Raw genomic sequence first — 22,016 nt, forward strand, 5'->3', positions numbered from 1 at the left:
GCCCGTTCGTATTACGGAAATCAATCATCTACAATGACCTCTCCATTTGCATCTAGTAAAGGTGTAATACCATTACCTGAACCAACCCATGATTGAATATAATTTACTCCAGTTTCACGGTCGACAAAAATTGTCATTTTCCCCAGTGTAGGTATATTCTCTACAGCTTTTATATAGAATCGGCTAACTTTCTTTTTCTTGCTTCCAAACATAATAATCCTCCTTCCGCATCGTCAACCTTACATATATTTCTTTACCTTACGATCCACTTCCACAAGATAGGACGCCAATTCTTATTCCAGGTAGGCGCCCGTTCGGTATAAAGTAAATTACGAGCAGAAAAAACTCATTCCTGCTCTTTCTTTGACTTTTTGCCGGAAAATACTAAACCAAATATACCGCCTGTTGCTATTCCAAAAGCCAATGAAGCACCTATGCTATCGAATACCACGAATCCTATAATTGTCATCATCATAAGAAATATAATCATCCAAAACCAATTTATATTCATTATTCCTCCCCCTTTTATTAAGTTAAATAGCCCAACAAGGGCAATTTGGACGCTACTTTTATTCCGGAACGATTGAAGCATATTTTTTATTCCTCTATATCAACCAATTCAGCCTTAAGAATTTGATATTTAACTAGTTCAACTGTTTGGCCTTGTGTATTTTCCACAGGGATAAAATCAGTCGCAATCCCCGAGTAATTACGACTGATTGAACCCTCAATTCGTATGTTTTTAAACTGCTCTCCATTGGACATTGTAATGTCATAAATATGAATTTTTTTCGCCATAATATCCTCTCCTTTTAAAATTTTATATGCCACAATATGGCCCTTATATGCGATGTTGGCGCGCTATCCTTATTCGAGATAAGCGCCCGATTATTGAAACCTGTCTTTCTGTAAACTGAGGATAATTACAAGAATTAATATTACCCCTTAGGTTTTTTCGGCCATATAAAATAACTGATAGCAACTAAAAAATCGATACCTAATACAAGCGTCCATATTTTTAGAAATCCACCCAACACTTCCGTCCGAGAAGAATCATTAAATTAAATAGATTAGACCGAATAATATTCCAGACCTATGCTCAGCCGCACAAGCGTCCGTTTACTGTATATTGCAAATATTTTCATCCAACCTTTTATTCTTTATACCTGTTTTTTATAAGTCAAATAACGCATATATTTTTCTAAAGGACCCTCTATTTGACGACGATTCATGAAGTATGCTACTGATAAAGTAACGGCCCACATAAAGATGCCGAGTAGCACGGAAGTTGTGACACTTAAGAATGCACCTAAATTGAAAGCGATTGGGGACAGTAGTATAACAATCAAAACTTCGTGTATGACGAAAAATGTTAACGAACGTTTCCCCATTGCTGTGATTGCTTCTACAATTACGCCACTATATTTAATGCCTAATCCCAATAGTCCAAAAAGTGTTGCATAGCCTACACCACCAGCAAAACCAGTGAGTATATGAATACCATATGCTATTCCTGCGATAAAGAGACTAGGAAACCAACCATCATTTATTAGTACGAGTGGTATGGCGCCTATCAGCGAAATAGTTAGACAACCAATCGTTAATTGCTTTAGCAGTTTTATATGTTCGTGTGGCTTAATTAATAAGTTTAAATTCCCTAACCAAACCCCCATTAGTACTGAGGGGATAACAGGGAAGAAGATATGATTAAACAATGGAATAATCGGTATAGAACTCAGTCGATCAAGTGATGTATTTAAGTATGTTTCTTGACCAGTTAATGCTACCGGTAATCCATAAGATTGGTTACCTAATAAGACACCGCCCCATAAGATTGGTATATAAATGAGACATATGGCTGTGGAAATAAACACATATTTCTTAATCTTATTGTTATCCTTTTTCAAGGTAGAAACTAATACGAGTCCAGCAATACCATATGTCATTAATATGTCTTGTATACCTGCGACACCAGCGAGTATGGCGCCAAATAATATTAAATACCAGCAACGCCTTTTTATAATGCGGTTTGCTTCATCAACACCCATTCTTTCACATTGTTTACGGTAAATCATGACTAGACCATAGCCAAACAGTATTGCGAATAATGGACGCGCTCGATTATCTACTATAATTTCCATTAAAAAATTTAAGAAATGGTCTAAAGGTGTACTCCCTGCTACTTTTGTTATTACACCTGGTTCTATCGTGTATAAAAACAATGGTATATGTGCAAATATAATCAAAAAGAGCATGGAGCCTCGTGCGATATCTAAAGATATTGCACGTTTCTTTTGGGTTACTTTATCAGTATATAATTCTCCCATAATAATTCCCCTAATTTATAATGTGGTGTAATTGACAATAAAGTCATTTAAAAGTGCAGAGTTAATGTGCACATTCCCGTATAAGCATGCTCTTCATAAAGTTGTTTTATTTTGGGATTAGCACTAAGTCCAGCCGAAAATAAATGACTCATTTAATCATTTTTGTCACCATATTTACTAAATCATTCTTATATGCTTCTAAGTTAAATCGTTTTCCATTCATAAGCATACTTTCAGCAATTGCTCCTTGTATCATAGTAGAAACGCTCTTTGGATTGAATTCAGAAAACTCATTTGTCTCTTGTCCATAATGTAAAATCTCCTCCAAATACACATATAATGGATCTTCTTCATCAGTCGATAACTTATAATAAGGAACATTATCTTCAGTACGTGCATTAAAAACAATCTCAATCAGTGCGATATTATTGACTCTATGCGTTCCTTGATAAGCTAAAGAAGCATCAATGAAAGCAATCAGTTGATCATATGCAGTTTTTTCTTTCGATACTCTTTCTTTAATATAATCGAATTGCATTTTTAATAAATAAACTAACGTGTTATTCAACACATCTTCCTTATCTTCAAAGTGATAGGAGATCAATCCCGTACTAACCTTGGCCATTTTTGCAATTTTAGCCAAGCTTATATTTACAAAACCAATTTCATTCAGTACCTCAATTGTAGCTTTTATGATTTGCTCTCGCCTTGCCTCCGTTATAAAAGATGGTTGATCCACCATAGTAGTTCCTCCGTTTCCTCATTCTTATTTTTTTCTCAACTTATCAATGATCCATAATAACCCGACGATAAAAAGCACTGATAATATAACCACATCAAATTTACTTGGGTAGTTTTCAATAAATATTTGAAGCGGTTCAGGAAGGCTTCCTTGAAAGATTGAGTTGATAATCATTCTTATAATCGTCATAAGAAATATAAAAAGTTGTAACAAAAGCAATATAGGCAATAACCCCAATCCACCTATTAACCATTTCCAAGCTAATTCTGCATTAAACACATAAGCAATGGCAGAAGATATTAATACTACGCCCATAATGGTAAAGATAATCAAACGGACCCATTGCATAAATTCTAATGATTCTTGGTTGTATAGATACATAACATATGAAAATACAAGTACAGATAAAATAACACTTATTAATGGGATGATACGTTGAAACCAACGGGGAAGATCGTTAAATTCATCCACTTTATTACTCACATCAGATACCTCCTTTTAATCAGTCAATATTTATTTTGATTGATCAATCAAAATTTATCATCTAATAACTCCCCTGTCAAGTTAAATAAGCTTTTCTTCAACGATTTGACCCGATTCTGAAGGACGCCATCTTATTCAAGATAAGCGCCCGATTGCTGCAAGAAGCTTTCCGATAGCTAAGCTTATTATCTTAAAAGAAAAAAAATTAGAATTAAGCTAATTGTGCTTAACCCATATAAAACGATTTTTTGCCCTAGATTACTTTTGTGATAAAGATACACAAACAAAAAATAAATAGCAGTTGCTACAAAGTAAAATATCAATCCTGAAATAATTTCATCTTTACTATATTCGTGAGCATAAGCCACAAAATAAATTATTACTGACACTATTGATACCAGGCCAATTATATTGAAAAGTTTATGTGTACTCATTTCACCCCTATTGCCTCCCCTATTTCCAGTCTTCTTCGGTAATCTGTTGCATGTGTGATACAAAAACGCTCTAATAACTGTTTCTGATTAGCGCCCGATAAAGGAACATTGTCCGTCAATACTTTTTTACGAGAAGGATGTATTGTTCACGGTGCAACAAGTTCTACTTTTATTCTGTCTGGGTCCTCGAAATAAAGGGCATAATGGTCTTTACTCTCGGCAAATGGGTGCTTATCTTTATAGAGAATATTAATTCCTTTATTATTTAGTGTTTCAGTCATTTCATCGACGTGTTGCCGTGAATCTGCGTGAAATGCTAAATGATTAAGACCGACCCGACACCTATGATATGGAACATCCCGAAACTTTTCCTCAGCTTGCACAAAGACGATATAGGTGTCGCCTAATCTCCAACTTCGTCCACCATCCCATTTCTGAAAAGCGTTATATCCGAGTTCCTCAAGGAACCAGCCCCAAAATTCGGCTGACCTTTTTAAATCCGATACGTATATCTCAATATGGTGAAGTAATCCCTTGGTCAAGAAACAATCCCCCTTTATGTTCCAAAGTAATCGTCCTAAAGGGAGCACATTCTTATTCGACTAGCGCGCCCGTTGATTGAAGACTTGAATTCAAGATAATTTAAATACTTATCTTTACATCTGATTGCTTTCATTTTATAAGTGTTCTATAGACTATATTCGACAGAAAGCAGGGAAATTCCTAGCACAGTTCGACTTTTTCACCGGACTTCTAGAATGCCACCAAAGATACGGCTGATATCCTTCCCGTCTGAGGGAACAGTACCAGTGGTCATCATATATCTTTTGATAGCGTTGTAAGCATTGCTGTACTCACGTGGTAGTACCTTCGCACGCCCCTCCATAGCCTTCCATTCTCGCTTGTTATCTAGACTTCCGATAATTTTTTCAATAATACTCATAGTTCTCCTCCTTTAGATTTCCTTTTGATTTTGAGTTTATTAATTTTGCTTGAGATTAACTCCCAGTTATCCCAAAAAGTTACAAAATGCTCTTGACCTCTTCCGGGAAGTTCATTTTACGGTCCTCATAGGTGCTCAAATTTAGATTTTATTCCACAATATGGCCCTGAAATAAAAAATGAGCACAATTCTTATCACAGAATTGCGCCCAATCCTTTACAGGACTTAGCATAGAGGCTTTAACTAATTTCACTTATTCCTTAGTCAGTCAATATTAAGCACCTTCAATCATATCCCGTCTACTATAACCAAGGTAACCTATTACCATCAATGCAATGCTAATCACAGTTATTATAATGAAAATTGGAGCATCAAAATTCTCCATTGGCATTCGTGGAATCCAGCTTTGAATGGCTGTTTTGGAAAACCATTCTGGCAACTCCAAGATACCGCCAAAGTAGTTTATTAAAAAGGAATAGCCCAGGTAAACATAAATCACTTTTCCCAGTTTCGGTGCCCAGCCAAGCGCTAAAGCCGCTAGACCAGTAAAGAATAGTACGGATGGTAAGAAGTTGTAGCCAGCAGCAAGAAAATCAACTATATCCATCGTTGATTTATCCCCCATGGCTGAGATGGCAGTACCCCCAAGACCACCAGCGACTAGTAAAATTCCTACTACACCTGAAAAGATTGCTAAACCAATACTGGTCCAATAAAATTGGCTGCGGGTCACTTTTGTAGCATAAAGCTGACTTAAATGTGATCGGCTTTCTTCTGAGAACAGTTTATTGACGATGACAATTGGTAAGATCGAAACCAAACCAATCATAACCATCATAATCGTGCCAGTGAATGATTCTTCAATGGAAACGCCTGATTGCGAAAACATTTGCTTCATCATTTCGTTACTTTCCAGGAAGGTGTGCATATCTCCATAAATCGAACCAAAAGCCGCCCCCATAATAACAAAAGCAATCAACCAACCTACCATCACGCCTTTATTAATCTTGATAAATAAACCACGGACAGACAACAAGGATTTCTTGGCGCTTTCTCGTCCTTCTCTTTCAGGAAGATAGCCGGCTCCCATATCGCGATTGCCTTCAAGGGCAAAAGCAATGATCACCATGATAACACTGAAAATCAAGGCAAAAATAAGTAGGATCCAGTTATTTTCCGTAAAAGGATAAGTTAAATATGTCCACCCCAAAGGATTGAACATGGATAAGTCAACATTGGAAACATCTGTTGTGGCACGAACAATATACAATAATCCTATAATTCCAAGTGCTGAACCTATTGCAGCCGAAGAATCAGGCATAATTTGTGCCATAAACAGCGCAATTCCGGCACCGATTATACCAGCCATTCCAATTGAAGCTCCAAATGATAAGGAACCTTCAACAGAAATCGTATTAGCACCAAAGCTCATCATCATTCCGCTAATAAAAAGTGCTAATAAAACGTTAATGAAAACAATTTCCATCATGGCGGCCAGCGAGTTTGCTTGACGTCCAATTTGAAATGAGCGCACAAGTTCCATCAGACCAAGATCCTCTTCTTTACGTGTATGGCTTACCACGTGTAAAACAGCGATAATCATGGCAAATAAACCACAGAATAGTAACATCTCGTGTGCATACATGGCTCCTAACGTATAGCCTCCCGCTGTTTCAACCGGTGTAGGGCCTACCATCGCGGTCATCGCAGGATTTTGCAGCGTTTGGTACATTCCCACCAAACCTTGACCCTTTGCTATTTCTTCAAAATATGGAACGTAAGCAGCCGAAAACAAGCCAAGTCCTAAAATCCATATAATTATTTTTTTCCAATCACGTTTAAGGTAGAGCAGGAACAATGCATCCCAACGGGCAAATTTTTCTTTCATCGTATTACATCCTCCTTTCTGATTGTTATCCTTCATAATGACGCATGAACAAATCCTCAAGAGTCGGCGGCACTGATTCAAATTTCTTGACCCCTAATTTGCTTGCCTGCATTAAAATAGCATCAAGGTGTTTATTATCCGCAGAGAATGTCGCTTGATTACCTGTTTGTTGGAAATCAAAGACTCCATTTACAGTGGCCATTTCAGCCACATCACGTTCTGTTGCCATCGTTACGGCAGAACGAGTCAAATGACGTAATTCATCAAGGCTGCCGGATTCCACAATCTCACCTTGACGAATGATGGCAACCTTGTCCGCCAAGCGTTCCACTTCACTCAAGATATGAGAGGACAGCAGAATAGATTTACCGGCGTCTTTAATTTTTTCAACTTCTTCCTGGAAAATAGCCTCCATTAATGGATCAAGACCAGACGTTGGTTCATCAAAAATGTATAAATCCGAATCAGCAGATAATGCTGCAATCAAACCAACCTTTTGCCGATTTCCTTTTGAATATCCTTTGGCCTTCTTCTTCGGGTCCAATTCAAAGCGTTTAATTAAATAGTCTCGTTTTTGCTTATCTCCTCCGCCATGCAATTTAAGGAACAAATCAATAATTTCACCACCTGTGAGGTTTCCCCACAGTGTGACATCTCCCGGGACATACGAAATGCGTTTGTGAATGGCAAGGCTGTCTTCCCAAACATCCTTACCGAATATTTCCGCATTACCGGCATCCCGTTTCATAATTCCCAGCAGAATACGGATAGTTGTAGATTTACCAGCCCCATTCGGACCAATAAAACCGACCACTTCTCCAGCATTTACCGTGAATGAAACGTCACTTAACGCTTGAAACTTACCGAAACTTTTTTGTAAACCTTTGATAGTTACAATTTCTGTCATAACAGGAACACTCCTTATTTAAAAAAATTGTGACACTTGTTTGCAACATGCTTTTCAGTTCATACGGAAGCTTAAAATGATGGATTAAGTTATATTGATAGCTATCACCGGTTTTCTTAAACTAATAAACTTACACAACTCTTTATTTCATTTTTATTTGTAAAAGCTGTATCTCAGTATTTCAGAATACTTTTTCCATTCTATAAGATATTTCTCACCAAATTCGTTCATATCCTCAAAGGTATTTATTTGATGAAGTTCTTTCTCACTAAATCCGAACATCGTCCAATTTAGGATTTCAATAGCCTTTTCGATATCAATATCTTCACGGAATTTGGAGTAGTCTATTTGTTTATATATCAGCTCTATGCCCCGTTCATAAACGTGATCAACTTTTTCCTTAATCATATCTTTTACTTCTGCTGATTCCTCTTGGATGGCAGCTGCCAAGAAATCAAAAATGTGAGGAAACTTTTGATGGATATACAATTTCTGTAATCCAATATTTTCGATTCTTTTAAATAAATCCGTTTCATTCAAATCAATTTTTTCATAAAGATTTTCGATAACTTGAATACCGTATTCGATTAAATATATATAAAGATCTTTCTTGTTATTGAAATAATTAAACAACGAACCTTTAGAGATTCTTGCCTCTTTAACAATTTCATTTGTTGATGCTTTTTCAAAACCTCTTTTCACAAATTCTTTTATTGCGGCGTTTATAATAAGCTCTTGTTTTTCTGATTCCAGGTTGTTAAATATGGGGTTCATAATGGTTACCTCCCTTTCAATCATAAATCAATTGACCAATTTGGTCATTTTAATATAACACGAATGACCAAATTGGTCAATCGGGTTCAAAAAAAACACAGGTATGGTTAGAAATAAAGTTTGATTTAAAAAATCACAATCCCATATTTTATGATCAATAAAAAAGAATCCATTTTGAAATAGAAATCAAAATGAATTCTTTTATTTTGAATTAGCATGTAGTGTTATTCAACAAACATGACCTTATATGCAATGGGCGTTATTCCTTATTTAGGAGTAGCGCCCTATTCCTGTATAGCTGGCAGACTTTGCTTGGTTTTTAAGCACATAATTCCTGCCCCTTATGTCCTTGATGCCTAAGCGTTTTAAACAAATGATAAGAAGAAAACAAAAAATAACTGTTTACAATATCGGTTCATTAATATATAGTTGATTACACAACTAATCAACCAATCAACAAAATGGGGGAAGGAGGTTTTTGTGAAAGCTGTTTTTGATGACTCCAGGCCAATCTTCCAGCAAATTTCAGAAATGATTGCTGATGATATTGTTGATGGTGAGTTGCATGAAGGAGATCAAATTCCCTCAACAACAGAGATTTCTAAATTTTATCAAGTGAACCGCGCAACGGTGCAAAAAGGCTTATCAATGCTCGTTGATGCAGGTTATGCATATAAACAGCGTGGCGTTGGGATGTTTATAGCTAAAGGGGCTAAAAGCCGGTTGCTTGCTGAACGTAAAAAAGATTTTCACCTTCAATATCTCAAACCATTGCTGGAAGAAGCAAAGCGAATTCAGATGACAAAAGAGGAAATTATTCGATTTATTGAGGAGGACAACGATGATTGATATTCACAACTTATCGTTTTCATATGGGAATGTAACAGCGCTTGAAAAGGTAACGTTACAGGAGGAAGAACCGATTATTACAGGATTGTGGGGACGTAATGGCTCTGGAAAAACAACGTTAATGAAATTGATTTCCGGACTAGAAAAACCCAATCAAGGAAAGATTAATGTGAACGGGATCAATCCCTATAACAATAAAGAGGCGATGAACCATGTGACTTTTATGCAAGAAAACCACCCATTTTCAGACTTATGGGACGTAGAAGATGCCCTTCGTTTTGGTGCGTTTTTCAATAAAAACTGGGATCAGAAGTTAGGCGACGAATTGATTGATATGTTTGAATTACCAAGGAAAAAGAAAATCAAGCAATTTTCAAAAGGGATGCAGACAATGATTAAGATTACACTTGGGCTAGCCAGTAAATCACCAGTGACGATCATGGATGAACCTTCCAACGGCCTAGATGCTCATATGCGTAAGCAGTTTTATGACGTACTGCTCGATAGTTACGAGGAACACCCTCGATTAATTATGCTGTCAACACACCACATTGATGAACTTGAACCACTCTGTGAAAAAATTGCAGTGGTTGATCAGCAAACGATTATTCGGTATGAAGAAATAGAGAAATTGAAGAATTATGGCGTTCACTTGTCGGGATCAGTAGAGTCAGTGGAATCACTGTTTGGAAATAGCAAGATCATTGACAAACGTAAACTTGGGAAGCAAATGAATGTCATGATTGATGAGCCTTTCAATGCAGACTGGGAGAGACGGGCAAAAGAGTTTGGAGTTAACATCGAAAAAGCACCACTTCAGGATTATCTCGTTAATCTAACAAAAAAGGAGGGCAAAAAATATGAACACGCTTAAAGGACCGTTTCTACTCATGTTTAAAGAGATGAGGCTGACTTTTTATATCAACTTTGGAATAACGATCGCTTTAATGGCATTGTATATTTTTTTAAGTTACTCAACTGGTGAGAACGGAGATTTAGGTTCAATCTTCGGCCCTTTTTATGCCGTTTTTCTCATTTATCCATTTATTCTTTTTCAAGGGTACAAATATATTCTTTCATTAGGCGGAACGAGAAGACAGTTTATGATGGCAACCTTTGCATCTGTTAGCATCTATATGGTGCTAAGCGTGCTTATTCTCAATGGATTACATTTATTAAGCCAATTTTTTATCGATCAAGGGCAAATGTTTCATATGGCCGACCTCGTTAACGGCTCTCATCCGCTATTATATATCTGGATTGATTTATTATGGGTGGTCTTTCTCTTTGGCGTTGGGATAATGATTAAAACCATTTGGTTTAACCTCGGCAATGTAAGAACCTTAATTTGTGGCGCCATATTGTTGATGGTATTAATTACAACATACACTTTTGCTGACCTTAGCCCATTTATAGAATTTGTGATTGTTGATCATCTCTTATTTGTCCACATTCTTGCAGGGATCGCAGTATTATTCATGCTGCTCTCTTTCCTCATCATGAGAAATGGACCATTAGAACGTGGAGATAGGGCTAGATTTATTGGGAAACAGCAACCTGAATAAGCGTTTTTAGAGTAATTAGTAGTTATTTGAAGGTTACCGAAATTGGTAACCTTTTTTGATTGGAAATAAAAATACGCTTCTTCATCTAACCTGTCTTAATTCAACAAACAAACAGCTCCTGACCCAGTAGTCGGTTTTCCACAATATGGCCCTTATATGCAAAGGCGAACGCTAAGTCTTATTCACTCTTGCGCCCTCGTAGAACAAAAGGTAACCATCACTTTTGAAACTGCTACGTTTCCGCATGTCCCAACACATTCGTTTATTTCTAGCTTATCACAAAAATCCAATTATGCTTATAATATTTAACTGAATATTTTCATAACCACTGCATTATACACGATGAGACAGTTTCGCTACAATGGAACTAGATAAGTTTCAAAAAGTGAGTGATACCATTGTCCAGCATTTTGCTAATTGAAGATGATACAAGCCTGTTTCAAGAAATAAAGGAACAACTGGCAAGTTGGGATTATGAAGTATACGGCGTGAGCAACTTTAATGATATCATGCAAGATTTCACAAGCTTAAAACCAGATTTGGTTATTATTGATATTCAATTGCCGAAATACGATGGTTTCCATTGGTGCAGGATGATTCGGATGCACTCCAATGTTCCCATTATCTTTTTATCATCCCGCGATCATCCGACCGATATGGTCATGTCGATGCAGCTTGGCGCGGATGATTATGTTCAGAAGCCGTTCCACTTTGATGTATTGATTGCGAAAGTACAAGCGATCCTCCGACGCGTATATGATTACAACACGGAGCAAATCGAACTGCGTACATGGAATAGCGCGACGCTTGATTATGCCAAAAATACAGTTACCAATCATAAAGGTACGATTGAGTTAACGAAAAATGAAATATACATCCTGAAAGTTTTAATCGAGCGTAAAAACAAGATCGTCAGCCGAGAAGAAATCATCCAGAGACTTTGGGATGACGAACGTTTCATTAGTGACAATACCTTGACCGTCAATGTGAACCGGCTGCGAAAGCGGTTGGATGAACTCTCATTAGGCCGTTTTATCGAGACAAAAGTTGGGCAAGGCTATCAGGCAAAAGAGGTGGCCCATCCACATGATTAAAAAGTACTTAATTGAGCGATGCAGCTGGCTGATTCTATTTATCGGACTACAGCTGCTTACGATTTTTATTGCCGTGATCGACCCGAGCATCACGATCCGTCCCATCTTATATATTGTCTTTTTATCGACTGTTACCCTGGTCGTATTTGCCATCGTCCGCTATCAAAAAGAAACAGCATTTTACAAACAATTACGGGATAGCGATGACGACCCAACGGATATAAAAAAAGGAACGAGTCCGTTCGAAAAAATCGTTCAAGAACGACTTGATGAGCAAATGAAACAGTACAAAAATGAGCTTTCACAGCACCATATAAAATTGGAACAAGAAAAAGATGAGCTTTTATCGTGGATCCATGAAGTGAAAACACCATTAACCGCCATGCAGCTTATGATTGAACGCGTAGAAGATAAAAAGGTTAAAGAGCAATTAAAGTACGAATGGCTGCGAATGTACCTGCTTCTTGATCAGCAGCTGCATCAAAAGCGCATTCCTTTTATGGAAAACGACTTATATATTGAACAAACCAGCCTGGAACCATTGATTTTCCAGGAAATAAAAGCATTACAGTCCTGGTGTATGCGCAAAGGGATCGGTTTTGACATTTCTTTAGAAATAGAGGAAGTATTAACAGATGCCAAATGGCTTGCCTTCATTATTCGGCAGCTGTTAACCAACGCCATCAAATATACGGAAAGTGCCGATATTTCGATCACCAGCTACCGTGAACAACAGCACACAACGCTTGCCATCAAGGACCACGGCAGAGGTATTGATGCCAAAGACTTGCCGCGCATTTTTGACCACGGTTTCACCTCTACTACTGCCCATCAGGACACCGCTTCATCTGGTATGGGACTTTATTTGGTAAAAAATGCGCTAAAACCATTACACATCAAGATCAGTGTTCAATCCAACGTCGGAAAAGGCACAACATTCACATTAACATTCCCCAATAAAAATGAATTTGTTGCGATTACTGGCATGTGACAAGATTGTCACATGCCAGTATCATTTGTTCGGTGAATCGAAGGAAAAATGGATGGCATACGTTTATGATGGAAATAGTTTAAAGGAGTGAGGACATGATGTTACAAGCAATGAAAATTCATAAAAGCTTTGGAAACAAATTCAATAAACAAGAAGTCTTAAAAGGGATTGATATTAACGTCGATAAAGGCGAATTCGTCAGTATTATGGGGGCATCCGGTTCTGGAAAAACAACACTGCTTAATGTGCTTTCTTCCATTGACCGTGTAAGCCGGGGAACGATCATCATTCAAGGACAGGAATTAACCTCGATGAAAGATAAACAGCTCGCAACATTCCGTAAACATCATTTAGGCTTTATTTTTCAGGAGTATAATTTGCTTGACACGCTGACCGTCAAGGAAAATATTTTACTGCCACTGTCCGTTAATAACGTATCGAAAAAAGAGGCGAACCGAACGTTTAAGGAAGTAACAGACGAGCTCAGCATCTATGACATCCGGAATAAGTATCCGAATGAGCTTTCCGGCGGGCAAAAGCAGCGCACATCAGCAGCGCGTGCGTTCATCCACGAACCGAGCATCATTTTTGCAGATGAACCGACTGGGGCCCTTGATTCGAAATCCGCATCCAGTTTATTAGATAAACTGAACAACTTAAATCACACACGGGACGCAACGATTGTCATGGTCACCCACGATCCGGTCGCTGCCAGCTATTCAGGACGGGTTGTTTTTATCAAAGACGGCCAAATGTATACACAGCTCAATAAAGGTGACCAAACGCGGCAGACCTTTTTAAAAGACATCATGACAACACAAGGTGTCCTGGGCGGTGTTTATAATGAGCATTAACCGTCTGATTTGGCAAAGTCTGAAGAAGAATATCCGGAGCTACTACCTGTACGTATTCGCCTTGATCTTTAGTGTGGCGCTATATTTTGCATTTGTCACGCTGCAGTTTGATCCGGCATTGGACACCATGTCGGGTACCGCAAAAGGATCAGCGGGAATTTACGCCGGATCAGTATTACTTATCGCCATTGTTACCGTATTTCTGTTATACGCCAACAACCTGTTTATTAAACGTAGAAGTAAAGAGATCGGTTTATTTCAGTTGATTGGCATGACAAAAGGCAAGATTTTTCGCATTTTGAGTATCGAAAATAGTGTCCTTTATGCCGGATCGATAGTCATTGGCATTTTTCTCGGTTTTGCTGGTTCGAAACTGATCAAACTTATTTTCTTCCAAATAACGGGGATTGATCAGGTTGCGGCATTAAATTTTTCAGCTAAAGCCACAGGACAGACGCTGCTTGTCTTTCTCATCATTTACCTGTTCATTATGGTCATGAACTATTTGTTTATAAACCGGCAGAGCGTTCTGTCCCTGTTTCAGATAAGGTCCAAATCAGAGAACGTGAAAAAAATGTCGATTATGCAGATACTGATCGGAATTATTGGTATTGGACTTATTATGACCGGATATTATTTATCCACGAAACTATTCAGTGGAGATATTGATAACCAGCTCTTTTTTGCGATGTTGAGTATTTTAGGTTCGGTTATCATTGGCACCTACTTGTTTTTCAAGGGATCGGTCAGTTTTATCCTGCAGCTAATTCGCAAATCGAAAGCCGGCTACTTATCGATTAACAATGTGCTATCCTTGTCGTCGATTATGTTCCGCATGAAGTCGAATGCTGTACTGTTGACGGTCATAACAACCGTTTCTGCTTTGGCAATCGGCTTATTATCGCTCACGTATATTTCCTATTATTCAACGGAAAAATCGGCCCAGCAGATAGCGCCTAATGACTTTTCCCTTACAGATGCAGATGATGCCGATAGTTTTATGGAAGAGTTGAATGCGGAACAAATCGGATATGAAGAAACGCGGATTGATTTTATAACTGTCCGTGCCGATATAACAGACGCTCTGGAATCGGCTCCGAGCAATTTTAATGGTGAACTGGAGAATACCAGGATAGTGGTCGTCAGTGACCAAGCAACAGTGGACATCAATGTTTCGCCGGATGAAGCGGTCCTTACCGGGGTCGGTGGTTCCATTTCGCAATTCCTTTCCTTTCAAGAGGAGGGCAACATAACCCTGTCCAGTCAAACCAGTACCATTGATGCACATTATATAAAATCAAAGGAAAGATCACTTTTGCCAAGGATTCAGTCACTCAATTTTCCAGTTGTCGTTGTGGATGATCGCGATTATCAGCAACTGGAAAAAAGTCTGGACCCGGACATCCAAGGAGCTTTCGGTTACGAATACATCGGGATTGATATTGCCGATGATGATCAGCTGAATCAGGCAAATGCTATCTTTCAGGATTGGGACAACGAGGAGAAAAATCCGGCTTACAGTTACTTGGAAAGCGTCAACCAGCAAAAACAACAACTCGGTCTGACCATGTTTATTGTCGGATTTCTAGGGTTAACTTTCTTGATTACATCCGGGTGCATTCTGTACTTTAAACAGATGGATGAGAGTGAAGAGGAAAAGCCCACATACACAATTTTACGGAAACTTGGCTTTACCCAGGACGATTTAGTTCGTGGTATTTGGTATAAACAACTTTTCAACTTCGGTATTCCATTAATACTCGGACTGTTGCACAGTTATTTCGCCGTCAAATCAGGCTGGTTCATATTTGGTACGGAAATGTTAACGCCAACGGTAATCGTCATGGCCATTTATACCGTGCTGTACTCGATCTTCGGTGTTTTATCGGTTCGTTACTATAAGCGAGTGATTCGAGAAGCATTGTAAACGGGCAGTCCTCCGCCGTCTAAATGCATATAGCGGCGGAGAGTCTGATTCTATCATTGTAAGATAGCTACTTTTTTGTATTGAAAGGATGTTGAATAATGAAAAAGCTCAAGGGCATTGGCATTGGAATTGTAGTAATATTAATTTTAATTGTGGGGTATACATTTCTGCCACAAACAGTAACAGAAGTGTTAGACCGGGGAAACCCTTTTATTTCCCAAGAAGATGTATATGTTCAAATCGATGAACATCAACCAAAAAAGGTTCAGCATCGCTATGAGTATTCCCTAATAGGTTATACATCAGATGGTAATGAAAAAAAGGTTAACTTTACTTCTTCGACAATATTACCGGAAGGTTCATATCTAAAGGTTGATGCAAAAGGATCCTACGTAAAAACATGGGAAGTGGTAAAATCCCATAAACTTCCCTCAAAAACCAAAGAGGAATTTGAAGAGTAATGCAATATATATTCTTGATGCGGGGAAAGTTTACCACACTGAAATATCACATCTATTCAATGACATAATAACAAACTACTATTTTAAACAACCGCAATTTCTCAGTGAGAAATGCGGTTGTTCGCTATTTAAAGAAATTCTTTTATTTTTATTTATCATTCATCTGTCTTTGCATAATATATGCTCACATAGCATTTAAATTATTCATTTAAACATTGTCATACCAGTAAAAAACAGCGTACTAAATGTTATGTGATTTAGTACGCCAAATGTATTGTAATTTATATTTATCCACCGTAAGTGAAGTATTTATAGCCTCTTCTCTATTGTTTAATGAATCCTTGCTTATTTATGCATCATCCGGTTTATAGGCATATCGCCATCCCTTCTGACTGACAACGATTGACATCCAAAACATTAACAGCGCGATTACAGGGTGAAGTGCCCCTGCATTCGGTATATTGGCAGTCGCATACATCAGAATAATTAGCATGAATAAACCAACACTCTGCCATTTCATGTTTTTGGGCAGCTTTCCCGAAAAACTGACAATCAGCATAAGAATTGGCACATATTCAATGATTTTTACAAAAGCTATATGCGTCATCCAGTTGGCCGGATCCACAAACGTAGCTAATCCTGCCAGAAATACTTGTATCATCACAGTAATTACAAAAATCACAGCCAGAACAAAGAATATTTTTCGCCACATCCGGGCTCTTCCGCTTATTTCCAAGCACTACATCCCCTTTCATAATCGTTTATTTCACAACGTTAATATTTCCATTATTCGTTGTTAATTTTATTTGATTGTCCCCATTACCAATCACGGTGTTCCAGTTAGAACTCCCGAAAACAGTCGCTTCGCCATTATTGGTTTTGATATCAAAAACGGCATTTGTCGGTTCTTGATCCGTTTCAACTTCGATATCTCCATTGTTGGATTCCAATGTTAGTGGGTGATCCAAGTTATTTGTTTTCAGATAAATTTCTCCGTTATTTACGTCACCGTTAATTTTGCCTTCAATATTTTCAAGCGAAATCGCTCCGTTATCTGCCTCAACATTTACCATAGCTGCTGCGATATCCTTCATATCAAAATGCCCATTATCCACTTCACCTTCAACATTGTTTATGCTTAATTGTTCTACCTGAAAGCTGCCATTATCAATATCAGCCTGTAATGAATTGTATGTTTTTTCAGGCAGGTAGACTTTTAAAGTTAAGTTTGTTCCGATAAAATTAAAGAAATCAAACAGTCGTTTATCCTTTAATTCAATCGATAAGGTCTCGTCTTCCACATCAGCTGATAAATAATTCTCAATCTCTTCCGAACTGGTTCCGGTCAGTTCCACTTTTGTCGCCCGATCCTCTGTAGACATGACTTCCACCTCTTCGTTATTGGCGCTGATTTCAATGTCAGTAATGTTGTTATCTGAAAATGTTTCCTCTTCACTAACCGAAGTTGAATCATTTAATGATTGAAATGTCAGGAGACTTCCAAGTGCACCAACCACCAATAGAACCAAAGCGATTATCGATATTCTTTTAGCATTAATCATGCTTCAAACCTCCCTTCACAAGTGAAACGTTGTATTTTAAATAACGCACAAACAGAGTTGTCAGTACTTTTGTCACGTATAACATGCCCATTGCAATGAACAAGCCGATTCCACAAAGCATTATCGAAAAGAACATGTCAAAAAATTCGAACGTTCCCAGATTAACGATTAACGTAACGAGGATCAATAATGGCGAAGCAACAAATGAAACTCCCGTTATCCATCCTGCAAGTATGAAGCCAAGCAATGCAGCGAACGGTCCAAACACGATGATAAAATTAAAAAATCCTAACCCGACAACCGCCCAGACTGCGCGGAAAATATTCGCCGTCGATGCGGTGGCCTCCATTTTTTCGATATGGGATGTTGCAACCAGCTCTTTGGCGATCTGTTTTGGTGAGCCGAGAGATTCAGAAATTTGCTCTTCCGTTTTGCCATCTGCTGAGCCATTGAAAAAATGCTCTTCAAAATCGTGCATAATATCTTCACGTTCTTCATGAGGAAGTTTTTTCAACCCTTTTTCCAAGCTCGTCAGGAATTGCTCTTTATTCATTAAAATCACCTTCCTTTATTAGTTGATTGACGCCTTCTGAAAACTGCTTCCACTCTTCATTAAGGACGTGAAGGTGGTCTCTGCCTTGGTCAGTGAGCCTGTAATATTTTCGAGAAGGACCTTCTTTTGACTCCTGCAAATAAGTTGTTAAGTACCCTTCTTTTTTCAGTCTCCTTAACAATGGATATACGGAGCCTTCTGAAATGACGATCTGATCCGAAATCTTTTGAACGATCTCATATCCATAACGATCTTGCTTATATAGTAATGCAAGTACGCATAGCTCTAATGCTCCTTTTTTAAACTGTATGTTCATTAGGATGTTCACCTCATTTTCACTACTGTATATTAAACAGTACTGTATTATAAAAATACAATGCAAGAATTAATATACCACTAACTACTGTTCATTGCAAGGTACTATACAAAAATTTTTCTCAAATTTAATTGATATTAGCTCAAAATGCTATAACAACACAAAAAATGACCACCAAATTAGCATAAACATTGATGGTCATTTTACGTTACGTTTTTAATGTTTGAGACAAATAAAAGAATCTGCAGAGCTTAAGTTCCGCAGCTTTTACCCTTGCTGCCAATATTCCCACTGGCCGTGCAGCAGCTTGACGACGTGGGCAAACATGGCTTTTCTGGAAATGCGGTCATTCGTGAAGATACCAACGGCACCTTCTTTTTTTCGCACATTTTCCCGTTTTGCATAGCCATCCATGACATCGCCAAGTTCGTTGCCTATTTTCAATTCATGTTCAATTTCTTTCGGCAGCAAAATTCGCGCACCTGCTGCAGTAAAGCTGACATGATCCCGTGTAATCAGTGCGCCCCAATTACATAAATAAAGATCATCTTCCACGTACATGACGCCGCCTTCCAGCCCGATGCCGATGTCTGCCGAGTTTGCTTTTAAACTGCCTGCAGCTCTATTAATGGCACCTTTTCTCGTTTCCTCATCCGAGAACGGCTGGCTGCTGACCAGGGAAGGCACATCTCTCGAGAAAACCTCGTCTTCAGTGAATACATCATTTACTGCTGCGATTTTTGCAGGGTTTCCAGATCCGATCACAAGCTCCATAAGAACCCCTCTTACTTTGCTTTAATCGAATCGACTGTATTTTGGTCAGTGGACTTAACCAGTTTGACGAGCAATTCTTTTGCCGCCTGATAGTCATCAACATGAATGATGGATGATGATGTGTGGATATAGCGTGAACAGATTCCAACAACAGCCGACGGAACACCGCTGTTGTACAAGTGGACACTCCCGGCGTCGGTGCCACCCTGCGACACAAAGAACTGGTAAGGAATATCGTTGGTTTCCGCTGTATCCAGAATAAATTCGCGCATGCCGTGATGTGTGATCATCGTTTTGTCAAAAATACGCAATAGAGCACCCTTGCCCAATTGGCCGAACTCCTGATCATTGCCGGACATATCATTCGCCGGTGATGCGTCAAGCGCATAGAAGATATCCGGCTGGATCATATTGGCCGCAACTTTAGCACCTCTCAGCCCTACTTCCTCCTGGACGGTAGCACCGGAATATAGTTGGTTTGGCACTGTTTCGCCTTGCAGTTCTTTTAACAATTCAACTGAGAGCCCGCAGCCATAACGATTGTCCCATGCTTTGGCAAGGATCTTTTTCTCATTGGCCATTGGTGTGAATGGACAAATTGGCACAATCGACTGCCCCGGTTGAATGCCGATTTTTTCCGCATTTTCTTTGTCATCAGCACCGATATCGATCAGCATATCTTTGGTATCCATCGGCTTTTTTCGCTGCTCCGCTGACAAATTATGCGGCGGAATTGATCCGATAACACCGATGACCGGTCCGTTATCAGTCATGATTTGCACGCGTTGGGCAAGCAATACTTGGCTCCACCAGCCACCCAATGTCTGGAAACGGATCATGCCATTTTTGGTGATTTGGGTGACCATAAAGCCAACTTCATCCATATGACCTGCAACCATAACACGCGGTCCGTCTCCATTTTTAATACCGAATACACCGCCCAGATTGTCCTGGATTATTTCATCAGAGTATTTCTCCAGTTCCCCGCGCATAAATTTTCTGACGGCATGTTCATTTCCCGGTGCGCCTTGCAATTCTGTCAAATTTTTAAATAAATCCATCGTTTCCCGGTTCATCTGTATTCCCTCCACCTATTTATGTAATACGTACAGTATAACGGAAAATATGGACCCCTTTCCAGCAAACAATTGTGTAATGGTTTTTATTTCGCTCGCTTTCCGTTATAATAATACTATGAAGCAGAAAGCGTTCAATAATTAATGAAGAGGTGACAGAAATGAAAGCCAGAAATGCAGTTATTGCTGCCGGAGCAGGACTTGCGGCAGGATTTTTAGTAAAACAGCAGCTCGACCGCTATCAAACAATCACACCTGAAAAGGCATTAAAGCAGGCAAAGGAAACATTCAAAAAACAGGGGCCGATCAGCGGGTCCTGGATTTACATGAAACCTGAAGAAGTCGAACGAAACGGATTACTGTACAACGCCTACCGTGGTGGGGTTACACGCAATCTCGACGGTGAAAATAAACAATACGAATTTTATATTGATGTTGATACAGGGGCTGTTATTGACTCTGTTGAAACAACTTAATACATCAGTGAAAAAGCCATCTATACCAGATGGCTTTTATTATTAATAGTCATAGCGCTCACGCTTGAGTTCATCAATTTTCTTGCCTGATTCATCAAATTTGATGGCACGGTAATAGGCATCATGATAGAACGTGTACCAGGCCTGTTTCTGATAGCCAAAATCCATCCATTTTTCTTTCTGATGAACGGAAGTGACGGGGTAATCATCATACGCCAGCGCCCATAGTTTATTTTGATGGGCATGTGTTGGCATAATATCAGCCATATGAATCCATGTTTCATCTCCGTCTTCAAACAGAAGAATCGAATGGCCATCACTGTGACCGCCGGTGTGAATCATTTTCAGGCCGTCTATGACAGTCAGTTCCTGTTCAAATGGTTGCACTTGATGCTGCACAGGCTGCCAGTTCATTTCCCAGTATGTATTTGCTGAACGGATATTAGGATTACGCATTTCGTCCCATTCCACCTGCGAAACATAAATCACCGCATTTCTAAAAACCGTTTCATATCCTTCACCGGCAGGCTTAGTTATGCCGCATGCATGGTCAAAATGCAAATGCGTCATCAGCAAAGCATCAATATCATCTGTACTCAAGCCCAGCTCCTCTAATGACTGTTCTATTGATGACTCTTCCAGCACACCAAAATTTCGCAGTTGTTTCTCAGTTAATTTTCCATTTCCCATACCAGTTTCTATCACGTAGTTTTTGCCGTCGATTTGCAGCAAAATTGGATCTGTCCTGAGTTCAATCTGATTTTTATCATTATACGGATACTTTTTCCCCCATAGCGGTTTTGGTACAACACCGAACATGGCACCGCCATCAAGAAAATTCACACCCCCGTTCAGCCACGTCAGTTTAGCGCGGCCAATTTGCATTGTTTCCAATTAAAACTCCTCCTTTGCCTTTATATGTGCGTGTTCAAAAAGGAGGATAACAAGGACCGAGAAGTTCGAGGCGGCGCAGTTTCGAGCACAGAAAAACTCCCCCCGAATTTACATCGCACGCGAGCA

Annotated in this window: 27 protein-coding genes; 9 read left to right on the forward strand and 18 right to left on the reverse strand. The window is 38.9% G+C overall.

Annotated features, from left to right (window positions below):
• Positions 1 to 20: 20 nt before the first annotated feature.
• From AOX59_RS07090 to AOX59_RS07145, 11 genes are all read right to left on the reverse strand, one after another.
• On the reverse strand, positions 21 to 212 hold the full coding sequence (locus tag AOX59_RS07090) for a DUF6440 family protein (RefSeq protein WP_068443839.1): 192 nt from the start codon (positions 210 to 212) through the stop codon (positions 21 to 23).
• 134 nt (positions 213 to 346) lie between these two features.
• Positions 347 to 511, reverse strand: coding sequence for a hypothetical protein (locus tag AOX59_RS07095; RefSeq protein WP_156418652.1), 165 nt, complete (start codon positions 509 to 511; stop codon positions 347 to 349).
• A gap of 86 nt (positions 512 to 597) precedes the next feature.
• The gene (locus tag AOX59_RS07100; protein WP_068443844.1) at positions 598 to 798 is read right to left on the reverse strand and encodes a hypothetical protein; all 201 of its coding nucleotides are present in this window, start codon (positions 796 to 798) and stop codon (positions 598 to 600) included.
• A 362-nt stretch (positions 799 to 1,160) separates the two neighbouring features.
• Entirely contained in the window at positions 1,161 to 2,327 is a 1,167-nt protein-coding gene (locus tag AOX59_RS07105; RefSeq protein WP_068443847.1) for a DUF418 domain-containing protein, read from the reverse strand.
• 148 nt (positions 2,328 to 2,475) lie between these two features.
• The gene (locus AOX59_RS07110) at positions 2,476 to 3,069 is read right to left on the reverse strand and encodes a TetR/AcrR family transcriptional regulator (RefSeq protein WP_068443850.1); all 594 of its coding nucleotides are present in this window, start codon (positions 3,067 to 3,069) and stop codon (positions 2,476 to 2,478) included.
• Positions 3,070 to 3,093: 24 nt separating this feature from the next.
• Positions 3,094 to 3,552, reverse strand: coding sequence for a hypothetical protein (locus AOX59_RS07115; RefSeq protein ID WP_068443853.1), 459 nt, complete (start codon positions 3,550 to 3,552; stop codon positions 3,094 to 3,096).
• A 580-nt stretch (positions 3,553 to 4,132) separates the two neighbouring features.
• Positions 4,133 to 4,528 carry a VOC family protein gene (locus AOX59_RS07125; protein WP_068443859.1) on the reverse strand — a complete coding sequence of 132 codons (396 nt, stop codon included), beginning with the start codon at positions 4,526 to 4,528 and terminating at the stop codon, positions 4,133 to 4,135.
• 200 nt (positions 4,529 to 4,728) lie between these two features.
• Entirely contained in the window at positions 4,729 to 4,929 is a 201-nt protein-coding gene (locus AOX59_RS07130) for a DUF1048 domain-containing protein (RefSeq protein ID WP_082684144.1), read from the reverse strand.
• Positions 4,930 to 5,203: 274 nt separating this feature from the next.
• The gene (locus tag AOX59_RS07135) at positions 5,204 to 6,817 is read right to left on the reverse strand and encodes an ABC transporter permease (RefSeq protein WP_068443861.1); all 1,614 of its coding nucleotides are present in this window, start codon (positions 6,815 to 6,817) and stop codon (positions 5,204 to 5,206) included.
• Between the two features lie 25 nt (positions 6,818 to 6,842).
• Complete coding sequence (locus AOX59_RS07140) at positions 6,843 to 7,724, reverse strand: ABC transporter ATP-binding protein (protein ID WP_068443864.1); 882 nt, start codon at positions 7,722 to 7,724, stop codon at positions 6,843 to 6,845.
• Between the two features lie 153 nt (positions 7,725 to 7,877).
• Positions 7,878 to 8,498: a TetR/AcrR family transcriptional regulator gene (locus tag AOX59_RS07145; protein ID WP_082684145.1), complete on the reverse strand. Its 621-nt coding sequence runs from the start codon at positions 8,496 to 8,498 to the stop codon at positions 7,878 to 7,880.
• A gap of 480 nt (positions 8,499 to 8,978) precedes the next feature.
• On the opposite strand from AOX59_RS07145, the gene AOX59_RS07150 reads away from it, so the two are divergent.
• From AOX59_RS07150 to AOX59_RS07185, 8 genes are all read left to right on the forward strand, one after another.
• Positions 8,979 to 9,347, forward strand: coding sequence for a GntR family transcriptional regulator (locus tag AOX59_RS07150; protein ID WP_068443868.1), 369 nt, complete (start codon positions 8,979 to 8,981; stop codon positions 9,345 to 9,347).
• Entirely contained in the window at positions 9,340 to 10,221 is an 882-nt protein-coding gene (locus AOX59_RS07155; RefSeq protein WP_068443870.1) for an ABC transporter ATP-binding protein, read from the forward strand. The genes AOX59_RS07150 and AOX59_RS07155 overlap by 8 nt, the downstream gene beginning before the upstream one ends.
• The gene (locus AOX59_RS07160) at positions 10,208 to 10,912 is read left to right on the forward strand and encodes a hypothetical protein (RefSeq protein ID WP_068443873.1); all 705 of its coding nucleotides are present in this window, start codon (positions 10,208 to 10,210) and stop codon (positions 10,910 to 10,912) included. The genes AOX59_RS07155 and AOX59_RS07160 overlap by 14 nt, the downstream gene beginning before the upstream one ends.
• A gap of 398 nt (positions 10,913 to 11,310) precedes the next feature.
• The gene (locus AOX59_RS07165; RefSeq protein ID WP_068443876.1) at positions 11,311 to 12,006 is read left to right on the forward strand and encodes a response regulator transcription factor; all 696 of its coding nucleotides are present in this window, start codon (positions 11,311 to 11,313) and stop codon (positions 12,004 to 12,006) included.
• A complete protein-coding gene (locus AOX59_RS07170) occupies positions 11,999 to 12,997 on the forward strand; it encodes a sensor histidine kinase (protein WP_068443879.1) in 999 nt (332 codons plus the stop codon). The genes AOX59_RS07165 and AOX59_RS07170 overlap by 8 nt, the downstream gene beginning before the upstream one ends.
• A gap of 95 nt (positions 12,998 to 13,092) precedes the next feature.
• Positions 13,093 to 13,851: an ABC transporter ATP-binding protein gene (locus tag AOX59_RS07175; protein WP_068443882.1), complete on the forward strand. Its 759-nt coding sequence runs from the start codon at positions 13,093 to 13,095 to the stop codon at positions 13,849 to 13,851.
• Positions 13,841 to 15,778 (forward strand): FtsX-like permease family protein, encoded by a 1,938-nt coding sequence (locus tag AOX59_RS07180; RefSeq protein ID WP_068443884.1) that lies wholly within the window; start codon positions 13,841 to 13,843, stop codon positions 15,776 to 15,778. Before AOX59_RS07175 ends, AOX59_RS07180 begins: the two co-directional genes overlap by 11 nt.
• A 98-nt stretch (positions 15,779 to 15,876) precedes the next feature.
• Entirely contained in the window at positions 15,877 to 16,239 is a 363-nt protein-coding gene (locus tag AOX59_RS07185; RefSeq protein ID WP_068443885.1) for a YxeA family protein, read from the forward strand.
• 349 nt (positions 16,240 to 16,588) lie between these two features.
• Here AOX59_RS07185 and AOX59_RS07190 read toward each other — a convergent pair whose 3' ends face one another.
• The 6 genes from AOX59_RS07190 to AOX59_RS07215 form a co-directional block, all read right to left on the reverse strand.
• Positions 16,589 to 16,951 carry a DUF6220 domain-containing protein gene (locus tag AOX59_RS07190; protein ID WP_068448189.1) on the reverse strand — a complete coding sequence of 121 codons (363 nt, stop codon included), beginning with the start codon at positions 16,949 to 16,951 and terminating at the stop codon, positions 16,589 to 16,591.
• A 49-nt stretch (positions 16,952 to 17,000) separates the two neighbouring features.
• Entirely contained in the window at positions 17,001 to 17,801 is an 801-nt protein-coding gene (locus AOX59_RS07195) for a DUF4097 family beta strand repeat-containing protein (RefSeq protein WP_068443888.1), read from the reverse strand.
• Positions 17,794 to 18,354 carry an HAAS signaling domain-containing protein gene (locus AOX59_RS07200; RefSeq protein WP_068443892.1) on the reverse strand — a complete coding sequence of 187 codons (561 nt, stop codon included), beginning with the start codon at positions 18,352 to 18,354 and terminating at the stop codon, positions 17,794 to 17,796. The genes AOX59_RS07195 and AOX59_RS07200 overlap by 8 nt, the downstream gene beginning before the upstream one ends.
• Positions 18,347 to 18,670, reverse strand: coding sequence for a PadR family transcriptional regulator (locus tag AOX59_RS07205; RefSeq protein ID WP_068443895.1), 324 nt, complete (start codon positions 18,668 to 18,670; stop codon positions 18,347 to 18,349). The genes AOX59_RS07200 and AOX59_RS07205 overlap by 8 nt, the downstream gene beginning before the upstream one ends.
• Before the next feature lie 267 nt (positions 18,671 to 18,937).
• The gene (locus tag AOX59_RS07210; RefSeq protein ID WP_068443898.1) at positions 18,938 to 19,444 is read right to left on the reverse strand and encodes a DUF84 family protein; all 507 of its coding nucleotides are present in this window, start codon (positions 19,442 to 19,444) and stop codon (positions 18,938 to 18,940) included.
• Between the two features lie 11 nt (positions 19,445 to 19,455).
• Complete coding sequence (locus AOX59_RS07215) at positions 19,456 to 20,520, reverse strand: M42 family metallopeptidase (RefSeq protein ID WP_068443901.1); 1,065 nt, start codon at positions 20,518 to 20,520, stop codon at positions 19,456 to 19,458.
• Between the two features lie 161 nt (positions 20,521 to 20,681).
• On the opposite strand from AOX59_RS07215, the gene AOX59_RS07220 reads away from it, so the two are divergent.
• The gene (locus AOX59_RS07220; RefSeq protein WP_068443903.1) at positions 20,682 to 20,996 is read left to right on the forward strand and encodes a PepSY domain-containing protein; all 315 of its coding nucleotides are present in this window, start codon (positions 20,682 to 20,684) and stop codon (positions 20,994 to 20,996) included.
• A 42-nt stretch (positions 20,997 to 21,038) separates the two neighbouring features.
• Here AOX59_RS07220 and AOX59_RS07225 read toward each other — a convergent pair whose 3' ends face one another.
• Complete coding sequence (locus AOX59_RS07225; RefSeq protein WP_068443906.1) at positions 21,039 to 21,890, reverse strand: YtnP family quorum-quenching lactonase; 852 nt, start codon at positions 21,888 to 21,890, stop codon at positions 21,039 to 21,041.
• Positions 21,891 to 22,016 lie beyond the last annotated feature (126 nt).

Source organism: Lentibacillus amyloliquefaciens, assembly GCF_001307805.1.
Taxonomy (GTDB): Bacteria; Bacillota; Bacilli; order Bacillales; family Amphibacillaceae; genus Lentibacillus; species Lentibacillus amyloliquefaciens.

Excerpts from the sequence above, each read along its gene's own strand:
- AOX59_RS07090 (WP_068443839.1), bottom strand. The coding sequence starts at position 212 with ATGTTTGGAAGCAAGAAAAAGAAAGTTAGCCGATTCTATATAAAAGCT.
- AOX59_RS07095 (WP_156418652.1), bottom strand. The coding sequence starts at position 511 with ATGAATATAAATTGGTTTTGGATGATTATATTTCTTATGATGATGACA.
- AOX59_RS07100 (WP_068443844.1), bottom strand. The coding sequence starts at position 798 with ATGGCGAAAAAAATTCATATTTATGACATTACAATGTCCAATGGAGAG.
- AOX59_RS07105 (WP_068443847.1), bottom strand. The coding sequence starts at position 2,327 with ATGGGAGAATTATATACTGATAAAGTAACCCAAAAGAAACGTGCAATA.
- AOX59_RS07110 (WP_068443850.1), bottom strand. The coding sequence starts at position 3,069 with ATGGTGGATCAACCATCTTTTATAACGGAGGCAAGGCGAGAGCAAATC.
- AOX59_RS07130 (WP_082684144.1), bottom strand. The coding sequence starts at position 4,929 with ATGAGTATTATTGAAAAAATTATCGGAAGTCTAGATAACAAGCGAGAA.
- AOX59_RS07135 (WP_068443861.1), bottom strand. The coding sequence starts at position 6,817 with ATGAAAGAAAAATTTGCCCGTTGGGATGCATTGTTCCTGCTCTACCTT.
- AOX59_RS07140 (WP_068443864.1), bottom strand. The coding sequence starts at position 7,724 with ATGACAGAAATTGTAACTATCAAAGGTTTACAAAAAAGTTTCGGTAAG.
- AOX59_RS07145 (WP_082684145.1), bottom strand. The coding sequence starts at position 8,498 with ATGAACCCCATATTTAACAACCTGGAATCAGAAAAACAAGAGCTTATT.
- AOX59_RS07155 (WP_068443870.1), top strand. The coding sequence starts at position 9,340 with ATGATTGATATTCACAACTTATCGTTTTCATATGGGAATGTAACAGCG.
- AOX59_RS07160 (WP_068443873.1), top strand. The coding sequence starts at position 10,208 with ATGAACACGCTTAAAGGACCGTTTCTACTCATGTTTAAAGAGATGAGG.
- AOX59_RS07170 (WP_068443879.1), top strand. The coding sequence starts at position 11,999 with ATGATTAAAAAGTACTTAATTGAGCGATGCAGCTGGCTGATTCTATTT.
- AOX59_RS07175 (WP_068443882.1), top strand. The coding sequence starts at position 13,093 with ATGATGTTACAAGCAATGAAAATTCATAAAAGCTTTGGAAACAAATTC.
- AOX59_RS07180 (WP_068443884.1), top strand. The coding sequence starts at position 13,841 with ATGAGCATTAACCGTCTGATTTGGCAAAGTCTGAAGAAGAATATCCGG.
- AOX59_RS07185 (WP_068443885.1), top strand. The coding sequence starts at position 15,877 with ATGAAAAAGCTCAAGGGCATTGGCATTGGAATTGTAGTAATATTAATT.
- AOX59_RS07190 (WP_068448189.1), bottom strand. The coding sequence starts at position 16,951 with ATGTGGCGAAAAATATTCTTTGTTCTGGCTGTGATTTTTGTAATTACT.
- AOX59_RS07195 (WP_068443888.1), bottom strand. The coding sequence starts at position 17,801 with ATGATTAATGCTAAAAGAATATCGATAATCGCTTTGGTTCTATTGGTG.
- AOX59_RS07200 (WP_068443892.1), bottom strand. The coding sequence starts at position 18,354 with ATGAATAAAGAGCAATTCCTGACGAGCTTGGAAAAAGGGTTGAAAAAA.
- AOX59_RS07205 (WP_068443895.1), bottom strand. The coding sequence starts at position 18,670 with ATGAACATACAGTTTAAAAAAGGAGCATTAGAGCTATGCGTACTTGCA.
- AOX59_RS07210 (WP_068443898.1), bottom strand. The coding sequence starts at position 19,444 with ATGGAGCTTGTGATCGGATCTGGAAACCCTGCAAAAATCGCAGCAGTA.
- AOX59_RS07215 (WP_068443901.1), bottom strand. The coding sequence starts at position 20,520 with ATGAACCGGGAAACGATGGATTTATTTAAAAATTTGACAGAATTGCAA.
- AOX59_RS07220 (WP_068443903.1), top strand. The coding sequence starts at position 20,682 with ATGAAAGCCAGAAATGCAGTTATTGCTGCCGGAGCAGGACTTGCGGCA.